This window comes from Dietzia sp. CQ4, assembly GCF_014145125.1.
Classification (GTDB): domain Bacteria; phylum Actinomycetota; class Actinomycetes; order Mycobacteriales; family Mycobacteriaceae; genus Dietzia; species Dietzia natronolimnaea.
The window spans coordinates 1-4077 of record NZ_JAALDZ010000245.1 but is presented as its reverse complement, the minus strand read 5'-3'; the positions used below and the strand labels follow the sequence as shown (position 1 = coordinate 4077).

At 62.0% G+C, this 4077-nt stretch carries 4 protein-coding genes and 1 pseudogene; 3 read left to right on the top strand and 2 right to left on the bottom strand.

Features of this window, described 5'->3' with window-relative positions:
* Positions 1-53: 53 nt before the first annotated feature.
* Entirely contained in the window at positions 54-1421 is a 1368-nt protein-coding gene (locus G6031_RS13640; protein WP_182653548.1) for a hypothetical protein, read from the top strand.
* Between the two features lie 402 nt (positions 1422-1823).
* Here the strand turns inward: G6031_RS13640 and G6031_RS13635 are convergent, their stop codons facing one another.
* Positions 1824-2423: a cadmium resistance transporter gene (locus G6031_RS13635; RefSeq protein ID WP_182653547.1), complete on the bottom strand. Its 600-nt coding sequence runs from the start codon at positions 2421-2423 to the stop codon at positions 1824-1826.
* Positions 2420-2779: a metalloregulator ArsR/SmtB family transcription factor gene (locus G6031_RS13630; RefSeq protein ID WP_069389585.1), complete on the bottom strand. Its 360-nt coding sequence runs from the start codon at positions 2777-2779 to the stop codon at positions 2420-2422. The genes G6031_RS13635 and G6031_RS13630 overlap by 4 nt, the downstream gene beginning before the upstream one ends.
* 210 nt (positions 2780-2989) lie before the next feature.
* On the opposite strand from G6031_RS13630, the gene G6031_RS13625 reads away from it, so the two are divergent.
* Entirely contained in the window at positions 2990-3586 is a 597-nt protein-coding gene (locus G6031_RS13625; RefSeq protein ID WP_182653546.1) for a recombinase family protein, read from the top strand.
* 192 nt (positions 3587-3778) lie between these two features.
* Positions 3779-4077: pseudogene (locus G6031_RS13620) on the top strand (recombinase family protein); the annotation flags it as partial.

Genomic DNA, 4077 nt, shown 5'->3' with positions numbered 1-4077 from the left:
CGAAGGATCACCATTCAGTTACACCACTTCCAGGGGCTTGACCCTACTCGAAGATGACCGAGGCAATGCAAACGCGGTACAAGACGCTCGCTAAGACACGAAACCTGCTCAACAAGGGACTCGGCGCTTCTGCTCGGGACCTGTCGACTTTGTTCGTTGTACGGGCAGTGGAGCTGTATCTGCGCGACGGCGGTCAGTTCGGATTCGTTATGCCGCACGGCACCATCACCCGCAGGCCGCACTCCGGGTTTCGCAGCGGAAAATGGGCAGCGGGAACCGGCGATCACCTGACTGTGGCTTTTGAACAGAGCTGGGACCTGGCCGAAGCCGCGACCGGGTTCCCAATGGTCTCCTGCGTCATCCGCGGACGCAGAGCTGAAGTGGCAACCGCAGTACCGCTTCAGACAGTCAAGTGGTCCAACCGACTTTCCAGTGCGGACCTCCCGTGGAGCGAAGTCGCAGAGCGAACCACTAGGTCGCCAGGAACGGTGACGGCGCTTGGCGACGGAGACGAGCCCGCCCCCTCGCCGTACAAGTCGATGTTCCGCAATGGTGCGATCCTTTATCCGCGATTGTTGATCTTCGTGGAAAAGGCAGAGGCAGGCCCGCTTGGCGCGGGCGCCGGGCGGGTCGCAGTGACCTCTTTTCGAACATCACAGGAGAAGGAGCCATATAAATCTCAACCGTCACTGACGGGCAGGGTAGAGCAGCGTTTCGTGCGACCGGTTTATCTCGGCGAGACTGTGCTGCCCCACCGATGCGTTACCCCCAGGCAAGCGGTCCTTCCCATCGACAATGGCAGCATCCTGTCCCCTGGGAAGCTCGCCGAGTATCCGGGTCTCTCCGGGTGGTGGAACCAGGCCGAGTCCACCTGGAACACACACAAGCCAGCTTCGGACAAGGTGCATCTACTCGACCGCATCGACTACCACGGCCAACTATCTGCGCAGCTTCCACTGTCAGCGCTGAGAGTGGTCTATACGAAGTCCGGCAATACTCTGGCCGCCGCTGTGGTGCGTGACGGTTCCGCAGTCATTGACCACAAGCTCTACTGGGTGCCGGTGGCGGCTGAAGCGGAAGGCCACTATTTGTGTGCAATTCTCAACTCCTCGACGCTCCTTGAGCGAGTCAAACCGCTTCAGGCGCTGGGTCTATTCGGGACGCGCGACTTTGACAAGAATGTCTTCGCGGTCCCCTTCCCGAGGTTCGATTCTGCGGACAGCCTCCATGCGAGACTCGCCAACCTCGGTGCGCAATCTGAGAAGGAGGCAGCTTCAGTGGATATTTCTGGAGTTCGCACCTTTCAGGCCGCACGCAAGAAGGTTGCCGCTGCCCTGGTGGCGGCCGGAATCTCCCAAGAGATCGAGGATGCTGTCGCAGAACTGGTGCCGCTGGAGGCCGTGCTGCCTACGACAGACTGACTAGAACCGGGGCGTTCACCTTCGCCACTAGGGAGCCTTCGGATATCCGCATCCCAAGCTCCTGAACTAGTGCGGCTGCATCAACGGTCATGAAACCTCCAACAACTAAAGTCCCGTCATGCAGGATCTTACGTGTTGGACAAACTGCCCCGTTCTATGTATTGGCATAAAACTGCCTAAGGCGGCAGGCAGGCGCGGCAGTAAGCGCCCAGTTTGGAGGGTCCCGTTGGGGTACACCCGTATGAGACGTCTCTGTGAGGCGAGAGCTGCCTGTGGACTTGATCGCTCTGTGGCGGTCTTCTGTGGCTACTTCTTGGCGACGTACCAATCGGGCGTTTTGGCCGGAAGAATTAGAGCGAGTCGGCGGCTCACGGGTGCGTGGTGGGGTTTGCGTCGGTTTTGTCAGAGTACGAATGCTCCGCCGCTGATCAGGATGAAGGCGCCCAGGCCGATCAGGACAGTCGGGAACAGGATATGTTCCCAGCGCTCTAGGACTTCGGCGATCGGTCGGCGGGTGGCGACGAACTTGGCCAGGCCCACCAGTCCCGCCACCAGCACCAGGAACACGATGCAGTAGGTAACTACGGCTCCCGTGCCCACGTTGAGAAAGACGGGGACGTAGACGCCGACGTTGTCGCCGCCGTTGGCGAAGGTTACGCCGGCCACGGTCCACACGGCGACGTTCTTGCCCTCGACCTTTGCATCGTCGTCGTCATCATCGTCCCCGCGCCAGGCCTGCCACGCGGCCCACAGTCCCAAGCCCAGTGGGATCAGCCCGAAGTAAGGGATGGCCCCCGGGGGCAGGAAGGCTCCCGCGCCCAGGGAGACGAGCACTGCGGCGCCGAGGATGCCGACGAAGCCAAGATACTGGCCGGCCAGAATGCGTGCGGTGGTGCCGCGTTGGCCTGCTCCGCGGGCGAAAAACAGCGACAGGACGATGATGTCGTCGATATTGGTGGCAATGAACAGGCCGATCGCCTGCAGGGCCGAGGACAGGATCACGCCTGCACCTCCGTGGCGTGACAACCCGGCACTGAGCAGTCGGGCTCCAAGCAGGGGGCGTTTTCGTTGACCGCGAGGGTGACCTCGACCAAGGAGGATAGCGACCGCGCCAAGTGCGGGTCTGCGATCTCGTACCGGGTCTGGCGGCCTTCGGGCACTGCGACAACGATCCCGCAGTCGCGCAGGCATGCCAGATGGTTCGACACGTTCGACCGTGTCAGCTCCAAATCGCGGGCCAGCTCCGCCGGGTAGGCCGGCTGCTGCAGCAAAGTCAGCAGTATCCGGGACCGCGTCGGGTCGGCCATCGCCCGCCCTAACCGGTTCATCACATCCACACGAGAAACAAAAGTCAGCACTTACTGAACTATACATCGTCTGCTGAACTGTTGGGACAGCGCCTTAAAAACCTAAAGGTTTTTCAAGACACCCGACACCGTCCAGGACAGTGACCACTTTTGAGCAGTTTTCCTGGCTCTACGGCCACCCACCGGTGTCTCATTAAGTCATCTTGGCGACATTCGTCTCAGGATCGGCCTCGGTAGGGGTTTATGGGGCAGAATCGGGCCATGAGGCATCTGGGGTACACCCGCGTCAGTACCGCGAGTCAGGACGCGCAGTTGCAGTTGGATGCACTCGTAGATTCCGGGGTTCAGAAGCGCGACGTCTTCTCCGACGTCACCTCGGGGAGCCGGACCGCGATCGAGCGCCCGGGGATGAAGCGGCTGATGGACTACATCGAGCCCGGCGATACCGTCGTGGTGTGGCGCATTGACCGCCTCGGCCGCTCCCTGATCGATGTCCTCAATACCGTGAACCTGCTTCGCGACAAGGGCGTGAAGATTCGGTCGCTCTCGGACGGCATCGACCCGGAGACCACCTCCGGCCGGTTGATGCTGGGCATGTTCGCCACCCTGGCCGAGTACGAGCGCGAGCTCATCACTGAACGCGTCAACGCCGGCATCGCCGCGGCGAAGCAGAACGGCACGAGGTTCGGTCGGCCCCCGGTCGATCCCGCAGTAATCGCCGAAAAACTCGACATCGCCCAGGACGTCCGAAGAAAGGGCCGCACCGCCGCCGAAGCGGCCAGCTTGGTCGGATGGTCCCGCGCCACCCTCTACCGCCACCAGCAAGCCGCCCGAGCCCTCGAGGCGCTCGAGCCTTAATGCAGGTGGCGCCGTCAGGTATCGCCGCTAGAACGCCGCCACCGAGCAGTGCGATTTACCGGTACACCCGTGTGGGACGAAGGGGCGCCAACCAACGCCGCTGTGTCACAGGGTCTAGTTCGATACTTATGAAACGCCATCCCGTCGGGTTTAGGATCTATTGATACAGATTCCGGACGAAAGGGTCTCCTCATGGCTGATCGAATCGGGACGTTGCTCAACCGTTCTGGTGATGGTGGCGAGGAGGTGCTCATCGTCAGCCGCGGGAGCGTGCGAACCCGGTTCCGCCGCCGGGACGAGTTGGGCTGGAACCTTCGGGTGGAGTCGACGGACTCGGAAAACATCATCGAAGGGAAACCGGAGCCGAAGCCGAAGCCAGCTCGCCGGGTCTCGCGTCCGCGCGGGCAGCGGGTGGCGTACGTGCGGGTGTCGGCCGCAGATCAGAACGAGGCGCGTCAGCTCGAGGCGGTGGGGGAGTGCGACCGGGTCTA